The organism is Kocuria kalidii (assembly GCF_044462225.1).
Taxonomy (GTDB): Bacteria; Actinomycetota; Actinomycetes; order Actinomycetales; family Micrococcaceae; genus Kocuria; species Kocuria kalidii.
On sequence record NZ_JBISWJ010000099.1, the window covers coordinates 36479 to 52808 of the forward strand.

The 16330-nt window shown below is 74.1% G+C and carries 12 protein-coding genes and 1 tRNA gene; 9 read left to right on the plus strand and 4 right to left on the minus strand.

From position 1 onward, the window contains the following. Positions 1-85: 85 nt before the first annotated feature. On the plus strand, positions 86-700 hold the full coding sequence (locus ACH9D3_RS14810; RefSeq protein WP_396411515.1) for a YgjP-like metallopeptidase domain-containing protein: 615 nt from the start codon (positions 86-88) through the stop codon (positions 698-700). Here the strand turns inward: ACH9D3_RS14810 and ACH9D3_RS14815 are convergent. Continuing rightward, a complete protein-coding gene (locus ACH9D3_RS14815; protein ID WP_396411516.1) occupies positions 631-2046 on the minus strand; it encodes a zinc-dependent metalloprotease in 1416 nt (471 codons plus the stop codon). The two genes, ACH9D3_RS14810 and ACH9D3_RS14815, sit on opposite strands and share 70 nt — an antisense overlap. 213 nt (positions 2047-2259) lie before the next feature. Between ACH9D3_RS14815 and ACH9D3_RS14820 the strand changes: the two genes are divergently transcribed. The 3 genes from ACH9D3_RS14820 to ACH9D3_RS14830 all read left to right on the plus strand — a co-directional run bounded on the left by ACH9D3_RS14820 (position 2260) and on the right by ACH9D3_RS14830 (position 6622). Beyond that, positions 2260-3339: a S16 family serine protease gene (locus ACH9D3_RS14820; protein ID WP_396411517.1), complete on the plus strand. Its 1080-nt coding sequence runs from the start codon at positions 2260-2262 to the stop codon at positions 3337-3339. Positions 3340-3499: 160 nt separating this feature from the next. Further along, on the plus strand, positions 3500-6499 hold the full coding sequence (locus ACH9D3_RS14825) for a UPF0182 family membrane protein (RefSeq protein WP_396411518.1): 3000 nt from the start codon (positions 3500-3502) through the stop codon (positions 6497-6499). A gap of 46 nt (positions 6500-6545) precedes the next feature. After that, positions 6546-6622, plus strand: a tRNA-Met gene (locus ACH9D3_RS14830). A gap of 331 nt (positions 6623-6953) precedes the next feature. Here ACH9D3_RS14830 and ACH9D3_RS14835 read toward each other — a convergent pair. Further along, on the minus strand, positions 6954-7697 hold the full coding sequence (locus ACH9D3_RS14835; protein WP_396411519.1) for a PspA/IM30 family protein: 744 nt from the start codon (positions 7695-7697) through the stop codon (positions 6954-6956). Positions 7698-7827: 130 nt separating this feature from the next. Beyond that, a complete protein-coding gene (locus tag ACH9D3_RS14840; RefSeq protein WP_396411520.1) occupies positions 7828-9891 on the minus strand; it encodes a TPM domain-containing protein in 2064 nt (687 codons plus the stop codon). 280 nt (positions 9892-10171) lie between these two features. On the opposite strand from ACH9D3_RS14840, the gene ACH9D3_RS14845 reads away from it, so the two are divergent. Next, the gene (locus ACH9D3_RS14845) at positions 10172-11641 is read left to right on the plus strand and encodes a trypsin-like peptidase domain-containing protein (protein ID WP_396411521.1); all 1470 of its coding nucleotides are present in this window, start codon (positions 10172-10174) and stop codon (positions 11639-11641) included. A 25-nt stretch (positions 11642-11666) separates the two neighbouring features. Here ACH9D3_RS14845 and ACH9D3_RS14850 read toward each other — a convergent pair whose 3' ends face one another. Further along, positions 11667-12134: a TrmH family RNA methyltransferase gene (locus ACH9D3_RS14850; RefSeq protein ID WP_396411522.1), complete on the minus strand. Its 468-nt coding sequence runs from the start codon at positions 12132-12134 to the stop codon at positions 11667-11669. Positions 12135-12191: 57 nt separating this feature from the next. On the opposite strand from ACH9D3_RS14850, the gene ACH9D3_RS14855 reads away from it, so the two are divergent. The 4 genes from ACH9D3_RS14855 (at position 12192) to ACH9D3_RS14870 (ending at position 16234) form a co-directional block, all read left to right on the plus strand. Continuing rightward, positions 12192-13397: an aminotransferase class V-fold PLP-dependent enzyme gene (locus ACH9D3_RS14855; protein WP_396411523.1), complete on the plus strand. Its 1206-nt coding sequence runs from the start codon at positions 12192-12194 to the stop codon at positions 13395-13397. 137 nt (positions 13398-13534) lie between these two features. Further along, positions 13535-14758, plus strand: coding sequence for a tRNA 2-thiouridine(34) synthase MnmA (mnmA, locus tag ACH9D3_RS14860; RefSeq protein ID WP_396411524.1), 1224 nt, complete (start codon positions 13535-13537; stop codon positions 14756-14758). Positions 14759-14768: 10 nt separating this feature from the next. Next, complete coding sequence (locus ACH9D3_RS14865; protein ID WP_396411525.1) at positions 14769-15170, plus strand: chorismate mutase; 402 nt, start codon at positions 14769-14771, stop codon at positions 15168-15170. Beyond that, on the plus strand, positions 15167-16234 hold the full coding sequence (locus ACH9D3_RS14870) for a hypothetical protein (RefSeq protein WP_396411526.1): 1068 nt from the start codon (positions 15167-15169) through the stop codon (positions 16232-16234). The genes ACH9D3_RS14865 and ACH9D3_RS14870 overlap by 4 nt, the downstream gene beginning before the upstream one ends. The last annotated feature ends 96 nt before the right edge of the window (positions 16235-16330 follow it).

Below are 16330 nucleotides of genomic sequence, written 5' to 3' on the forward strand. Positions count from 1 at the left end.
CGTCCACTGTCCACGTCGCGGGGCCGTGCACATGGGGGCGCGCCGCCGTTTCGCGACGGGCACCGCCGGCGTGTTCAATGACCCCATGCCCGTACCGTCGCAGCCCGAGGTCGTCGTGCGCCGTTCCGCCCGTCGTCGCAAGACCGTCTCCGCGCACTGGAGCGAGGACACCGTGGTCCTGTCGGTGCCCCAGTCGGCCACCCGGCGGGAGATCGAGCACTGGACCCGGGAGCTCGTGCCCCGGGTGGTGGAGCGCCGGCGCCGGGAGGCGGCCAAGGGAGCGGACCGGCGCTCCGGGGACCGCCTCCTGCGGCGCGCCGAGGAACTGTCCCACCGCCACCTGGACGGCCGGGCCCGGCCCTCCGACGTGCGCTGGTCGGCGCGGCAGCACACCCGGTGGGGCTCCGCGACGCCGGCGACCGGCGTCATCCGCATCTCGGCCCAGCTCCAGGACGCCCCGGAGTGGGTGCTCGACTTCGTGCTCGTGCACGAGCTCGCGCACCTGCTCGAGGCCGACCACAGCCCCCGGTTCCGGGAGCTCGAGGCGCGCTACCCCCACGCCGAGAGGGCCCGGGCCTTCCTCGACGGTGCCGCCTGGGCGCACCGGGACGGGGGCCGCGCGGAGGAGGGTCAGCGGGAGCCGTCACCGTCCTGCGGCTCGTCGCCCTCCGGCCGCCCGGAGTCGTCCGGACCCTCGTAGCCGCCGGAGAGCAGCCGCTGGAGCGCGGCGTCCACCTCGTCCTCGGAGGCGGTCAGCAGCCCGCGGCGCTCGGAGAAGCCCGCGGGGTCGTCCAGGTCCTCGTCGGTGGGCAGCAGCTCGGGGGCGTCCCAGAGGCCGTCCCGGTCCTGCACGCCGCGGCGCTCGCCGACGTACTGCCAGAACCGTGCGGCCTCGCGGAGCCGGCGCGGGCGCAGCTCGAGCCCCACGAGGGAGCCGAACGCGTGCTCGGCCGGACCACCGGAGGCACGGCGCCTCCGGACGGTCTCGGAGAGGGCCTCCGCGGAGGGCAGGTTGGCGGTCGAGGCGACGGTCACCACGTGCACCCAGCCCTCGACGAGGGCGAGCACCGTCTCGAGCTGCTTGAGCGTGACCTCCTGGTCCGGGGTCTGCTGCGGGGCGAAGATCCCGGAGGACAGGGCGTCCTGCATGCTGGACGGGTCCATCGGGTCGATGTCCCGCGCGGCCTCCTCGATGCGGGCCATGTCGATGTGGATCCCCGCGGAGAAGCGCTTGATCAGGTCCAGGACGTGCTGGCGCAGCCACGGATTCGCGGTGAACAGCCGGACGTGGGCGGCCTCGCGCACGGCGACGTAGAGCATGATCTCCTGCGCCGGGATGTCCAGCCCCTCCCCGAACTCCTTGATGCTGGCGGGCAGCAGCCCCGACCGGCCCTCCGCCAGCGGCAGGCCGATGTCGGTCGAGCACAGCACCTCGCGCGACAGCCCGCCGATGGCCTGGCCCAGCTGGATCCCGAACAGCATCCCGCCCGCGCCGGCGAGCATGCCGGAGGCGCCGCCCATCATGGCCGAGAGCTCGGGGGGCAGCTGCTGGGTGAGCGCGTCCGTCAGCGCCGTGGTCACCGACTCCGCGACGGGGCCCGTCATGTCCTTCCAGGTGTCCTGGGTGGCCTCGATCCACTCCGCCCGGGACCAGGCCTGGGGGCGGACGGAGGTCTGGCCGAACTCGGTGTGGTCGGCCAGCCACAGCTCGGCGAGACGCATCGCGTCCTCGACCGCGCCGCGCTGGGCGGGCGTCACGGACGGGTCGCCGTCCGCTGCGGCGATCTGCCGGGCGTGGTCGTGGGCGAGCTTCCAGTTGACCGGTCCCTCGGACGCCCCGGCGCCCATCATCGACTGGATCTGCTGGAACATCATGGACATCGCCTGGGGGTCCACCGGCATGCCCGCGCGCTGGAGGTCCTCGGGGCTCATCCCGCTCTGTCCCATGAGACGCTCGAGCATCTCCTGGAACGGGTCCTTGCGCTCGTCGCCGGAGTCGTCCCCCGGGGTGTTCCCGGAGCGGTCGTTGGGAGGCTGGGGAGTCATGGGTCCACCGTTCTTCGGTCGGGTCGGGGTTCGGGCCGCGCGAGCGCGCCCGACGTCTCTGTCCCCAGCGTAGCGAGCACCGGACGGCACCGACCATGAGCCAACTCCCAGTTCGCTGGAAGCTCAGGGGAGGGTGCGCGCGATAGGCTGAACCGTCCGGACCGGGAGCCTCGCGGCCCCGGTCCCCCCGACGACGACCGCCGAGGACCGCCCGTGACCGCTTCCCCCCGCCCGCGCCGTGCCCTGCGCCGCCGCAGCCTGGAGTCGTGGTCGCTGCTGGGGTCCGCCGGCCTGCTGCTGGCCGGGACCGTGCTGCCGGCGCCCTACGTGATCGAGGCGCCCGGGCCGACGTTCAACACCGTGGGGGAGCACGACGGCCGGCAGCTGCTGGGGGTCTCGGGCGCCCCGACCTACCCGAGCGAGTCCGTCCTGGACCTGACCACGGTCTACGTCTCCGGCGGCCCGAACAAGAACGTCAACGTCCTCACCGTCCTCGGCTCGTGGCTCGACCCGTCCGCCTCCGTCGTCCCGGCCGACAGCCTCTACCCCCGGGACGTCTCGGGCGACGAGGTCGCCGAGCGCAGCATGCTGGCCATGAGCACCTCGCAGGACGACTCGGTCGCCGCCGCCCTGGCGCACCTGGACCTCGACTTCGACACGCGGCTCTCGGTGCAGGACACCGTGCCGGGCGGTCCCGCGGAAGGCACGCTCGAGCACGGCGACGCCCTGCTCGGCGTGGACGGGGAGCCGATCACCTCCCTGCCCTCCCTCAAGGCGGCCCTCGATGCGGCGGGGGAGCGGGGTGTGACCCTGCAGGTCGAGCGCGACGGGGCGGCGCGCGACGTCCAGGTGGACACCGTGCGCGACGAGGCGTCCGGGAACTGGCAGCTCGGCGTGTTCCTCATGGCCGCCTACGACTTCCCGATCGACGTCGCCTTCGAGCTCGACGAGGTCGGCGGACCCAGCGCCGGGATGATGTTCGCCCTCGGGCTCGTCGACGAGCTGACGCCGGGCTCGATCGCCGGGGACCGGCACGTCGCCGGGACCGGCACGATCACCCCGGGCGGCGAGGTCGGCCCCATCGGCGGCATCCGGCAGAAGCTCGAGGGGGCCTCCGCCGCCGGTGCGAAGGTCTTCCTCGTCCCGGAGGGCAACTGCGCCGAGGCGCAGGGGCACGTCCCGGAGGGCCTGACGGCCGTGTCCGTGCGCACCCTCGACGACGCCGTGGCCGCGGCCGAGGCGGTCGGGCGCGGCGAGGACCCCGCGGCCCTGCCCGGGTGCACCGGCCCATGACGAGGGCCGTGTGCGCAATTGCACCCCCGAGAAGCCCCCGGGCAGAATGGACAGGGTGCCCCGGCGACCCGCGGGGCCCAGCGTCCCGTCCGCACGCAGCACCCGCCCCACGACACCACGCACCACACCTGACGAACGACGCCGAAGGCAGAGGTAACCAGTGACCGCCGGATCAACAGCCCCCCGACCACCGAGGCAGCAGCCAGCAGGAGAGCGGCGGAAACGGGGTGCGCTGTGGCCGACGGTCGTGGTCGTCCTGGTCCTCGTGGCCGCCTTCGTGGGACTCACGCAGCTCTACACGGACGTCACGTGGTACGACCAGCTGGGCTACCTCAGCGTCTTCGTCACCGAGAACGTCACGAAGATCGTGATCTTCGTGGTCGCGGCCGTGCTGGTCGCGGCGCTGATGTTCGCCAGCCTCTTCCTCGCCTACCGGCACCGGCCGATCACGGCCGAGTCCATCGTCGACGACAACCTGCGCCGCTACCAGGAGGCCCTGGAGCCGGTCCGCAAGATCGTCATGGTGGCCGTGCCCGTGCTCTTCGGGCTCTTCGCCGCCAGCACGGCGATGACCCAGTGGGACACGGTGCTGCTGTTCCTCAACCAGGAGCCGTTCGGCCAGGAGGACCCGCAGTTCGGCCTCGACATCGGCTTCTACGTCTTCACCCTCCCGTTCCTGCGCTTCCTCATCGGCTTCCTCGTCTCGGCGGTCCTGCTGGCGGCCGTGGCCGGGATCCTGATGCACTACGTCTACGGCGGCATCCGGATCACCGAGCGCGGGCTCGACACCACGCGGGCGTCGCGCGTCCAGCTGGGCATCCTGGCCGCAGTGTTCCTGCTGCTCCAGGCCGCGAACTTCTGGCTGGACCGGTACTCCACGCTCCAGTCGACGTCCGGGACGTGGACGGGTGCCCTCTACACCGACGTCAACGCCGTGATCCCGACCAAGGCGATCCTCGCCGCGGCCGCGCTGATCGTCGCGATCCTGTTCCTCGTGGCCTCCTTCATCGGCCGCTGGCGGCTGCCCGTGATCGGCACCGCGATGCTGCTCGTGGTCGCCGTGGTGGCCGGCGGGATCTATCCCTGGATCGTCCAGCGCTTCCAGGTCACCCCCACGGAGCAGGCCCTGGAGAGCCAGTACATCCAGCGCAACATCGAGCTCACGCGGATGGCTTACGAGCTGGACGAGACCGAGGTCATGTCCTACGACGCCACGACCGAGACCGAGCAGGGCGCGCTGCGCCAGGACACCGAGACGACGTCGAACATCCGCCTGCTGGACCCCAACGTGGTCTCCGCCGCGTTCTCCCAGCTGCAGCAGTTCCGGCCGTACTACCAGTTCCCGGACACCCTCAACGTCGACCGCTACGAGATCGACGGCGAGGTGCAGGACACGGTGATCGCCGCGCGTGAGCTCAACCCGGAGCAGAACCAGGGCTGGTACAACCAGCACGTGGTCTACACCCACGGCTACGGCGTGGTCGCGGCCTACGGCAGCCGGGTCGAGGCGGACGGCAAGCCGCAGTTCATGCAGGCCGGCATCCCCTCGGACGGCGTGATCTCGGACGACTACGAGCCGCGGATCTACTTCGGCGAGAACTCCCCGAACTACTCGATCGTCGGCGGCGGCGAGGGCGACGAGCCGCTCGAGCTCGACCGCCCGCAGACGGCGGGCGACGAGGCGGGCGATGCCAAGACGACGTTCGCCGGCGACGGCGGGCCCAGCATCGGCAACTTCTTCAACCGCCTCGCCTACGGCATCAAGTTCCAGTCCTCGGACCTGCTGCTCTCGGACGCCGTGCGCCCCGAGTCCCAGATCCTCTACGACCGGGACCCGCGCGAGCGCATCGAGAAGGTGGCCCCGTACCTGACGGTCGACGGCTCGCCGTACCCGGCCATCATCGACGGCCAGGTGCAGTGGATCGTGGACGCCTACACCACGTCGGACGCCTATCCGTACTCGACCCCCGCGGTGCTGCAGGAGGCGACCCAGGACACGCAGACCGCCCAGGGCGCCGCCGCGACCCTGCCGCCGGAGCGGGTCAACTACATCCGCAACTCGGTCAAGGCGACGGTCAACGCCTACGACGGTTCGGTGTCCCTCTACGCGTGGGACGAGGAGGACCCGGTGCTGAAGGCGTGGCAGAACGTCTTCCCGAACACGCTCCGGCCCTACTCCGAGATGTCGTCCGAGCTCATGGCGCACGTCCGGTACCCGCAGGACATGTTCAAGGTCCAGCGGGAGCTGCTCAACGAGTACCACGTGACGGAGGCGAACGACTTCTACAGCGAGAACGACGTGTGGTCCGTGCCCAACGACCCGACCCAGGACAGCGACGTGGCCCTGCCCCCGTACTACCTGTCCATGCGGATGCCGGGCGAGGACGAGGCCAACTTCTCCCTCACCACGTCCTTCATCCCGCAGCAGTCCGAGACGGGCAACACCCGCAACGTGATGTACGGCTATCTCTCGGCCAACTCCGACGCCGGCACCGGCGAGGACGGGGTGAAGAGCGACGAGTACGGCACGCTGCGCCTGCTCGAGCTGCCGCGGTCCTCCGTGGTGCCCGGTCCCGGCCAGGCGCAGAACCTGTTCAACTCGGACACGGACGTCTCGACGGAGCTCAACCTGCTCCGCCAGGGCGCGTCCGAGGTGATCAACGGCAACCTGCTCACGCTGCCCGCGGGCGGCGGCATGCTCTACGTCCAGCCCGTCTACGTCCAGTCCTCGGGCGACGCCGCGTACCCGACGCTGCGGCGCGTGCTCGTCGGCTTCGGCGAGGAGGTCGGCTTCGCCCCGACCCTCAACGAGGCGCTCGACGAGGTCTTCGGCGGGGACTCCGGCGCGCAGACCTCGGCCGGTGCAGGGGTCGAGGACGCCGAGGCCGGCACGCCGGACGCGGCCGGCGAGGACGGTGCGGAGGCCCCGGCCGGAGGCGGCACCCTCGAGGACGCCCTCGACGAGGCCAACCAGGCGGTCCAGGAGTCCCAGCAGGCGCTGCAGGACGGCGACTGGACCTCCTACGGTGAGGCCCAGGAGCGGCTGCAGGACGCCATCGAGCGCGCGCTCGAGGCGGAGGGCGTCGTCACCCCCGACACCGAGGGCGCCGTGGCCCCCGAGGAGCCGGCCGAGCAGCCCGCCGGGCAGCCCGCCGGGTAGCCGATTTGCGGGCCCACCCCGCGGCACGTATAGTCGTACATGTCGCCGCGGGGTGGAGCAGTTCGGTAGCTCGCTGGGCTCATAACCCAGAGGTCGCAAGTTCAAATCTTGCCCCCGCAACCAGGTGATGTCGCAGGACATCGAAGAGGCCCGAACCCACGGACGTGGGTTCGGGCCTCTTGTCATGCCCGGGGCCAGTGGTCGCGGGTGCGGTCCGCCGGGGAGCTCGCGCAGCACGTCGCCGGTGGTGGCGCGGACCACGCGCACTGGCCGGTCCTCGATGCGCCGGAGGACGCGGGGTGGTGACCGCACGACGCCCCCGCCGCGGCGGGCTCCGGCCCACCACGGTCCGGGGCCCGTCGCCGCGTCCGCCCGGTCACCGCCGGACGACGGCAGGCAGGAGGCCCCGCGGCCACGGCCGCGGGGCCTCCTGCCTGCCCGGTGGGCTGGTCCGTCAGACCTCCTCGGAGGAGACGATCCTCTCGCCGCTCCGGGACTTCAGCGCCGCGAGCCGCGACTCGATCTCGGACTGCTGGCCCAGCGAGTCGAGGGACTCGAACTGTGCGTCCAGGGAGGACTCGGCGAGCTCCTGCTGACCCAGGACCCGGGCCTCCTCCCGGCGGATCTTGTCCTCGAAGCGCGACACCTCGCTCGTCGGGTCGAGCACGTCGAAGGCCTTGAGGGAGTCCTGGACCTGGGACTGCGCCTGGACGGTCTTCTGCCGGGCGTTGAGCTCGTCCCGCTTGTTGGACAGCTCCTGGAGCTTGCCCCGCATCTTGTTCAGCCCGTCCTTGAGCTTGCTCACGACCTCGGTCTGGGCCTGGATCTGGGGCTCGGCGCCCCGGGCCTCCGTCTCGTACTGGATCTGGCGCTGCAGGGCGACCTTGGCGAGGTTGTCGAACTTGTCGGCCTCGGAGGACTTGCCGGCCCCGCGGTACTCCTCGGCCCGGTTCGAGGCGGCCAGCGCCTTGTTGCCCCACTCCTGGGACTCCCGGACGTCCTCCGCGTGGTCCTGCTCGAGCAGGCGCAGGCTCCCGATGGTCTGTGCGACGGCGGCCTCGGCCTCCCGGATGTTCTCGGTGTAGTCGCGCACCATCTGGTCCAGCATCAGCTGGGGATCCTCGGCGGCGTCGATCATGCCGTTGATGTTGGCCTTCGCGAGCTGGGCGATGCGGCCGAAGATGGACTGCTTGATCATGGTTCCTTCTCTCCTCTGGTGCTGCCCGGGAGGGGCTCCCGGGCTCGTGGGTCGAGCTGGACTGGGTCGAGCTGGACAGGGCAGCGGGCCGGGGGCGGGCGGCAGCGGCCGCCGCCCCGCGGCGACGGGATCAGAAGCTGCCCCCGATGCCGCCGCCGAAGCCACCCCCTCCGCCGAAGCCTCCGCCGAAGCTGCCGCCGAAGCCGCCGCCTCCTCCGCCGAAGCCCCCGCCGCCTCCTCCGTTGAGGATCGAGCCGAGCAGGATCCCGCCCAGCATCGCGCCGCCGAGACCGCTGTTGGAGCGTCCTCCGTGGCCGCCCATCCCCATGGGCGAGCCGAAGCCGCCGTAGGAGAAGGAGTCGACGTCCTGCTGGGCGATGTACTGGGCCTCGCCGGCGAGGCGGACGGCCTCGTTGGCGTAGGTCAGCGCCTCGGACGGGTCCGACTTCCGAGCCTGCTGGGCGGCCTCGAGGTAGCGCTCGGCCTCCGCCAGGCGGGTGCGTGCCTCCGGGCCGACCCCGCCGCGCCGCGCCCAGATGTACTCGCTCGCCGAGCTCAGCTGGGCCTGCGCGGAGACGAGGGTGTGCGCGAGGGTCTCCCGCGCGGAGCGGTCCCGGTCGTTCTGGGAGCGTACCGACGCGAGGCCCTTGTCGAGCTCGTCCTTCGCCACCGCCAGGCGCCGGCTCAGGCCGAGCGGGTCGATCCGGCCCGCGCCCATCTGCTCCTCGACGGTGCGCAGGACGGCGCCGACGCCGGCGACCGCGCCCGCGAGCTCGGGGTTGGAGCCGCGCCGCACCAGGGCGTCCGCCTCGGCGACGTCCCGCTGCGCGATAGTCACGGCGTCCTTGAGGGACTCCTCGGCGTGGGCGAGCTCGGTGCCCGCGTGGTCCACCGCGTCGAGCAGGCCACGGGCCTGCCCCACGCCCTCCTCGGCGGCGCGGATGTCCAGGACGGCCTCGCTCGTGCGCCCCGCGGCGAGGTCGGTGCGGGCCTCCTCGACGGCGGTGTCCACGAAGTCGAGGCGGTCCCGGGCCTGGTCGATGTTGTCCCGGACGGGGGCGAGGGCGGTCTCGTTGTAGTGGGCGGTCAGCTCCCGCAGCCGGGTGCCGGCCGTGGCGACGCGGGGGCGCACGGCCTCGGCCTCGCGCCGGACGTCCTCGAGGGCCTGCGGGGCGCGGGTCTCCAGCTGGCGCAGCGAGCTGAAGGCCTCCTGGTGCTCCTGCAGCGGCCGCTGGGCGTCCTGCGAGCGGCCGATGATCTCGGCGAGCCAGGCCCGTTGCTGCTCCTCGGTGTCGGGGATGTGGTCCTCGAGCTGCTGCTGCCGGGCGAAGGAGGCCTGCATGTGCTTCTTCGCGTCCTGGATCGCCCGGCGGAACGGCTCGACCTGCTGGTCGCCGTACTGCAGCTGCGCGAAGGCCAGCTCCTGTTCGGAGTGCTGGATCGCGTTGTCGGTGGCGACGAGCAGCTCGCCGGCCCGCTTCCGCAGCTCGGGGACCGGGACGTCCGGATAGGGGCCGCTGGGGCCCTGCTGACGTCCCGCGCCCGGCCCGCCGTGCTGGGCGGACTCCTGCCGCCGGCGCTTCTTGTTGCGCGAGGCCATGCCGTAGACGGCCAGGCCGCCCAGACCGAGCGCCCCGAGGCCGAGCAGGCCGAACCCTCCACCGCCCCCGTCGGAGCCGTCCGGGGTCCCGGCGGCCGCTCCGGCGCCGGCGCCGGAGAGCTCGGCCTCGATGCCCTCGACCGCGCCCTCGACGGCGCCGTCCCAGTCGTCGGTCGCGAGCGCCGGGGTGATGTACTCCCGGTTGATCCGCTCCTGCTGCTGGGCGCTGAGCGGACCGGTCGAGTAGGCGGAGAAGCGCTGCTGCCGGTCCTCCGTGGCGACGACCAGCACCGCGTCCGAGCTGCCGAGGTCGTTGAGGTCGGCGAACTCCTGCAACCACGCGTCGGGGTCGGAGGGTTCGGTGAACGAGTCGACGAACACGGCGGTCAGCGTGATGCCCTCCTGGGTGGCGAGCTCGCGCACGTCGGCCTCGAGCGCTGCGGTGTCCTCCAGGACACCCGACTCGTCGACGACGCGCTCGCCCGGGGCCACGTCCACGGGCGGCTGGGCCACCGCAGCACCCACGGGGACGAGCAAGGCGAGCGTCAGGCCGCAACCGGCGGCGGTCCGGCGGGCAATGGGGCGCCAGTGCATGATCTCCCTCACGTGGTCGGTGATCCCGATTCTAGGCCGGGGGCGTTGCGGCGCGGCCATCGGTGTCGGGCCTACGCGCAGGGCGAAATCGCAAGGCGGCTGATGACCCGGCAGGAACCCTCCGGTGTTCCCACGGGCACCGTCCGGGCCGCACCCGGCGTGTGCCCAGCTCTTTCAGCGTCGTCTCAGTGGCGGCCTGGATACTGGAGGGCAGAGCCGCCCGCACCGCCCCGATCGCACCGGGACGCCCCGGGCCCGTCCGTTCCCAGGAGGTAGTCCCATGCCAGAGTCCCGCGACCCCCGTGCCGGCACCGACCCGCAGCCCACGCAGCCCATCCCGGCGGTCACCGTCCGTCCGGCCCACGACCCGTGGTCGTCCGGCGCGGAGCAGGAGGCGCGACCCGTGTACGGCCCGGGCCACGGTGCGTGGCAGAGCGGCGGTCAGCCGGGCGTGCACCCCGCCCACGGTGCGTGGCAGGGCGGCGGGGGTCCCGCGGCCCAGCACCCGTGGGGGAGCGGCACCGGGGGGCGCCGCGAGCGGCGGGGCTTCTCGGCGGGCTCGCTCGTGACGGGCATGGTCCTGGCCGCCCTGGTCGGGGCCGGGGCGGCCGTGGGGACGGACGCCCTGCTGGACGGCGGCAGCACGGCCCCGGCCGCGACGGGGTCGACGTCCAGCTCGATCATCGTCAACGACCAGGACGAGGTGAACGCGGTCACGGCGGCCGCCGTGAAGGCCTCCCCGTCCGTGGTGACGATCTCCGCGTCAGGGGGCGGCCAGAACGGCGCCGGCTCCGGGGTGATCATCGACGACGAGGGCCACATCCTCACGAACACCCACGTGGTGACCCTCGACGGCACGACGAGCAGCCCGTCCCTCGAGGTGCAGCTCGACGACGGCACGGTGCTCCCGGCCACCGTGGTGGGCACCGACCCGCTGTCCGACCTCGCGGTGCTGAAGGTCGAGGCCCAGGGGCTGACGCCGGCGATCCTGGGCTCCCTGGACGACGTGAACGTGGGCGACACGGCGATCGCCATCGGCGCACCGCTGGGTCTCGCGGGCACCGTGACGGACGGGATCGTCTCCACCCTCAACCGCACCATCACCGTGGCGTCCTCCGCGGCTCCGTCCACGCCGTCGGAGGGCGGGGACGAGGGGCAGGACGGCGGCACCGACTTCTTCTTCAACCTCCCCGACGAGGACGGCGGTCCGGGCGGGGGATCGCAGGGCGCCTCGGAGTCGGTGTTCCTCAACGTCATCCAGACCGACGCCGCCATCAATCCCGGCAACTCGGGCGGGCCGCTGATCGACACGGACGGCGAGGTGATCGGGATCAACGTGGCCATCGCCTCGGCGGGCTCCGCCACGGAGGCGGGGAACATCGGCGTCGGGTTCTCGATCCCGGTCGACACCGCGCAGCGGGTGGCCGAGGAGATCATCGAGAACGGCCGGGCCACCCACGGCTACCTCGGCACGAGCGTCGGCCCGGCGCCCGGCGCGGACGGCCGGAGCCGGGCGTTCTCCGACGGCGCCGCGGTCCAGCAGGTCGTGCCCGGCTCGCCGGCCGACGACGCCGGTCTCGAGGCGGACGACGTGATCACGGAGTTCAACGGCCACCGCATCCAGGACGCGAGCTCTCTCACGGCGGCCGTGCGCGAGCTGCCGGCCGGCGGCACCGGGACGATGACGTTCGTGCGGGACGGCGAGGAGCGCACGGTCGACGTGACGGTGGGCGACGCCGACGAGCAGTGAGCCCGCCGGGCGGTGGCCCGGGCGCTCAGCTCCCGGCGCCCGCGAAGCCGAGCTGGCGCCAGGCCTCGTAGACGGCGATGGACGCCGCGTTCGCGAGGTTCAGCGACCGCCGGGCCGGCAGCATCGGGATCCGGACCCGCGTGGTCACGTGCGGATCCGCCTTCACCGCGGGGGGCAGGCCTGCCGACTCGGGCCCGAACAGCAGCACGTCCCCGGGCCGGTAGTCCACGTCCGTGTGCGAGACCTCGCCGTCGGTGGTGAACGCGAAGACCCGCTCCGGGGCCAGGGCGGTCCACGCCGCGTCCAGGTCCGGGTGGACGGTCAGCACGGCGAGGTCGTGGTAGTCGAGGCCGGCGCGGCGCAGGTGCGCGGAGCCGAGGTCGAAGCCCAGCGGCTCCACGAGGTGCAGCTCGGCCCCGGTGACCGCGGCCAGGCGGATGGCGTTGCCGGTGTTCCCCGGGATCTCGGGCGTGTGGAAGAGGATGCGGAGCATGCCCGCCAGTCTACGGACGGCGGGCGCGGCCCGGCCCGGGGCCCTAGACTGGCTGGCGTGCCGCACGAGCCCGTCTACCTCGACCACGCCGCCACCGCGCCCCTCCGGCCGTCCGCGCTCGCCGCGGTCTCCGAGCAGCTGGCCCGCGGCGGCAACCCCTCCTCGCTGCACCGCTCCGGCCGCGCGGCGCGGGCCGTCGTCGAGCAGGCCCGCGACGACGTCGCGGCGGCGCTGGGCGCGGACCCCGTCGAGGTGGTCCTCACCTCCGGCGGCACCGAGGCCGACAACCTGGCCGTCCAGGGTCTGTACCGGCTCCGGCGCGAGCAGGACCCCCGCCGCCGGCGCGTCCTGGCGTCCTCGGTGGAGCACGCCGCGGTGGCCGACACCGTCGAGTGGCTGGCCGCCCACGAGGGCGCCGAGGCCGTCTGGCTGCCCGTCGACGCCGCCGGCCGGGTGGACCCGGACACGGTCCGGGCGGAGCTGGTCCGGGACCCCGGGTCCGTCGCGCTGCTCACCGTGATGTGGGCCAACAACGAGGTGGGCACCGTCCAGCCCGTCGCGGAGCTCGCGGCGCTCGCCGAGGAGTTCGGCGTGCCGTTCCACTGCGACGCCGTGCAGGCCTTCGGCTCCCTGCCCGTCGACGCCCACCTCCCCGGGCTCAGCACCCTGGCCGTCTCGGCCCACAAGCTGGGGGGGCCGGTGGGCGCCGGCGCCCTCGTGGCCGGGCGGACCGTCGGACTCGCGCCCGTCCAGCACGGTGGCGGCCAGGAGCGCGGACTGCGCTCCGGCACCCTCGACGCCGCCGCGATCGCCGGCTTCGGCGCGGCGGCGCGGGAGGCCGCGGCCGAGCGGGAGGCCGAGGCGCAGCGGCTCGCCGGACTGCGCGACCGGCTGGTCGCGGGCGTGCGCCGGATCGTGCCGGACGCCGTCCTGCGGGGGCCGGAGACCGGGGGGGACCCGGGGGCGCGGCTGCCCGGCAACGCCCACTTCACGTTCCCGGGGTGCGAGGGGGACTCCCTGCTGTTCCTGCTGGACGGGGCCGGGATCGCGTCCTCCACCGGCTCCGCCTGCCACGCCGGGGTGCCCCGGGCGTCCTCCGTGCTGCTGGCCATGGGCGTGGACGAGGCCACCGCCCGCGGCGCGCAGCGCTTCAGCCTGGGCCGCACCAGCACCGGGGCCGACGTCGACGCCCTCCTCGCCGCGCTGCCCGAGGTCCACCGCCGGGCGCTGCTCGCCGGGCTCTCCGGCGCGGCGCCGGCCTGAGCCCGTCCCGCCGCACCGGCCCGCACCCCGCCGCGGCCGGGGAATACCGGCCCGCCGCGCCCCGTTGAGGACACGGACCACGATCCCCGGCCCCGCCCTTCCCGCCCCCTTCCCCGACCTCTGGAGACGATCTCACCGTGCGAGTACTGGCTGCCATGAGCGGCGGCGTCGACTCGGCCGTGGCGGCCGCCCGCGCCGTCGACGCCGGACACGACGTGACCGGCGTCCACCTCGCCCTCTCCCGCAGCCCGGGCACCCTGCGCACCGGCTCCCGCGGCTGCTGCACCATCGAGGACTCTCGGGACGCGTGGCGCGCCGCCGACGTCCTCGGCATCCCCTACTACGTGTGGGACTTCTCCGAGCGCTTCCAGACGGACGTCGTCGACGACTTCGTCGCCGAGTACGCGGCCGGGCGCACCCCGAACCCCTGCCTGCGCTGCAACGAGAAGATCAAGTTCGCCGCCCTGCTCGAGAAGGCCCTCGCCCTGGGCTTCGACGCCGTGTGCACCGGCCACTACGCCAAGGTGGTCGAGGGCCCCGACGGCCTCCCGGAGCTGCACCGCGCCGCGGACTGGGCCAAGGACCAGTCCTACGTCCTGGGCGTCCTCACGGCCGAGCAGCTCCAGCACGTGCTGTTCCCGCTCGCCGAGACCCCCGCCAAGGCGGAGGTGCGGGCCGAGGCGGCCCGCCGCGGGCTCTCCGTGGCCAGCAAGCCCGACTCCCACGACATCTGCTTCATCCCCGACGGCGACACCCGCGGCTGGCTCGCGGAGCGCATCGAGATGACCGAGGGCGAGATCAAGGACGTCGAGGGCACCGTGGTCGGCACCCACCCCGGCGCCAACGCGTTCACCGTGGGACAGCGCAAGGGGCTGCGGATCGGCACCCCGGCCCCCGACGGCAAGCCCCGCTTCGTCCTCGAGATCCGGCCGAGGACCAACGAGGTCGTCGTCGGCCCGCAGGCGCTGCTCGCGGTCGACGAGCTGCGCGGGATCCGGCCCTCCTGGGCCGGAGCACCCGTGCCCGAGGCCGCACCGCTGCTGCGCACCGGTGCCGCGGCCGGGGCGGTGTCGTCCTCGTTCCCCGTGCTCGCCCAGGTCCGCGCGCACGGGGACCCCGTGCCCGCGCGCGCCCACCTCGAACTCGTCGACGGCCCCGGCGCCGGCCCCGCGGCCGGCTCCGACGCCGGCCCGGTGCCCGAGCTGGTGATCCGGCTCGAGGAGCCCCTGCGCGGCGTCGCCCCCGGCCAGTCGGTCGTGCTCTACCAGGGGACCCGGGTCCTGGGCCAGGCCACGGTGGACCGCGCCCACTCCCTGGCCCGCCCGGACGTCGGCGGCCCGCGGCCCGACCCGGCCCGATAGACTGGCCGGCATGAGCGCACCGCACCCCCACGCCTCCGCCGACGTCCGGGCCCACCACGACTTCGACCCCGCGGCGTCCTCGCTCCGGGGCCGGGCCGACCCCGGCGCGCTCGCCGAGCTGCAGTCCATCCGCGGCACGATCGACAACATCGACGCGGCCCTGGTGCACCTGCTCGCCGAGCGGTTCAAGGCCACCCAGCGCGTCGGCGTCCTCAAGGCCGCCCACGGCCTCCCGGCCGGGGACCCGGACCGCGAGTCCGCCCAGATCGGCCGGCTCCGCGCGCTCGCCGCGTCCGCCCAGCTCGACCCCGAGTTCGCGGAGAAGTTCCTGAACTTCATCATCAGCGAGGTCATCCGCCACCACGTGGCGCTCTCCGAGGACCAGCGCCGGCTCGACGACGACCCGTCGTGACGCACCGCGCCGCACCCGCCACCCGGCGCACCGACCCCGACGTCCCCGGCGTCGTGGGCACGGCCCTCGGCACGATGCCCGGCACGGACGTCGTCGAGTCCGTCACCCTGCTGCGGGGCGAGCTCGGGGCTCCCCACGTCTCCTTCCTGCCCCTCCTGCCCGCCCGCGGTGCGGCCGCCGACCCCGTGGCCCGCACGGCCGCGGTGCTCGACGGGCTGTACGCGGACGCCCAGCCCCACGGGCTGCGCGTGTCCGGCGTGCCCGGCAGGGACTCCCGGGCCGCCCGGGCCCGGCTCGCCGGTGACGTCAACGTGCTCGCCGACGTGATCGGTGCGGAGAGCGGGCCCGACGACGCCCCGGTCAAGACGCAGCTCCTGGGCCCGCTGAGCCTCACCGCGCAGCTGCACCTGCACGCGGGGGAGCGGGCCCTCAAGGACCACGGTGCCCGCCGCGACATCGCGCACTCCCTGGCCTCCGGCGTCGTCGAGCACGTCCGGGCGGTGCGTGCCGCCGCGTCCGGACGGGACGTCCTCGTCCAGCTCGACGAGACCGAGCTCACCCGGGTGCTCCTCGGCAGGCTGCCCACGATGAGCGGGTACCGGACGCTGCGCGCCGTCCCCGCCGCGGAGGTGCGGACGTCGCTGGGCCTGGTCGTCGAGGCGTGCCGGGAGGCCGGCGCCGCGGCCGTCGCCCTGCGCCTGCCCCCGGGGACCGACCCCCGGCTCGCCGGGGAGGTCGGCGCGGACGCCGTCCACGTGGCCGCCCCCACCGGCTCGGCCCACGACTGGGAGCCCCTCGCCGCGCTCGTCGAAGCCGGCACGCAGCTGTGGCTCGGCGTCGTCCCGGTGCCCCCCGGTCCCCGCGGAGCCACCGGCGCGAACGCCCTCGCCGCGGACGTGTGGTCCGTGTGGCGGGATCTCGGTCTGCCCGCGGCGGCCCTCGACCTGGTGCGGATCACACCGCGCGACGAGCTGGGGGCGCTCGGTCCCACCGAGCTCCGCGAGGTCATCGGCCGGGTCACCGAGACGGCCTCGGTGCTCGCCCGGACCGCCGCCGACGCCTGATCGGCTCCCGGCGGCCGGACCGACACACTCCGCGCCGAGGTGCGGGGCGCGCCTCGATCGGCCACAATGCAGGGGGACCCGTCCACCACGGCGCCC

What these genes read in the sequence shown, in the direction of transcription:
- ACH9D3_RS14810 (WP_396411515.1), top strand. Translation starts at nt 86, where the DNA reads ATGCCCGTACCGTCGCAGCCCGAGGTCGTCGTGCGCCGTTCCGCCCGT.
- ACH9D3_RS14815 (WP_396411516.1), bottom strand. Translation starts at nt 2,046, where the DNA reads ATGACTCCCCAGCCTCCCAACGACCGCTCCGGGAACACCCCGGGGGAC.
- ACH9D3_RS14835 (WP_396411519.1), bottom strand. Translation starts at nt 7,697, where the DNA reads ATGATCAAGCAGTCCATCTTCGGCCGCATCGCCCAGCTCGCGAAGGCC.
- ACH9D3_RS14840 (WP_396411520.1), bottom strand. Translation starts at nt 9,891, where the DNA reads ATGCACTGGCGCCCCATTGCCCGCCGGACCGCCGCCGGTTGCGGCCTG.
- ACH9D3_RS14845 (WP_396411521.1), top strand. Translation starts at nt 10,172, where the DNA reads ATGCCAGAGTCCCGCGACCCCCGTGCCGGCACCGACCCGCAGCCCACG.
- ACH9D3_RS14850 (WP_396411522.1), bottom strand. Translation starts at nt 12,134, where the DNA reads ATGCTCCGCATCCTCTTCCACACGCCCGAGATCCCGGGGAACACCGGC.
- ACH9D3_RS14865 (WP_396411525.1), top strand. Translation starts at nt 14,769, where the DNA reads ATGAGCGCACCGCACCCCCACGCCTCCGCCGACGTCCGGGCCCACCAC.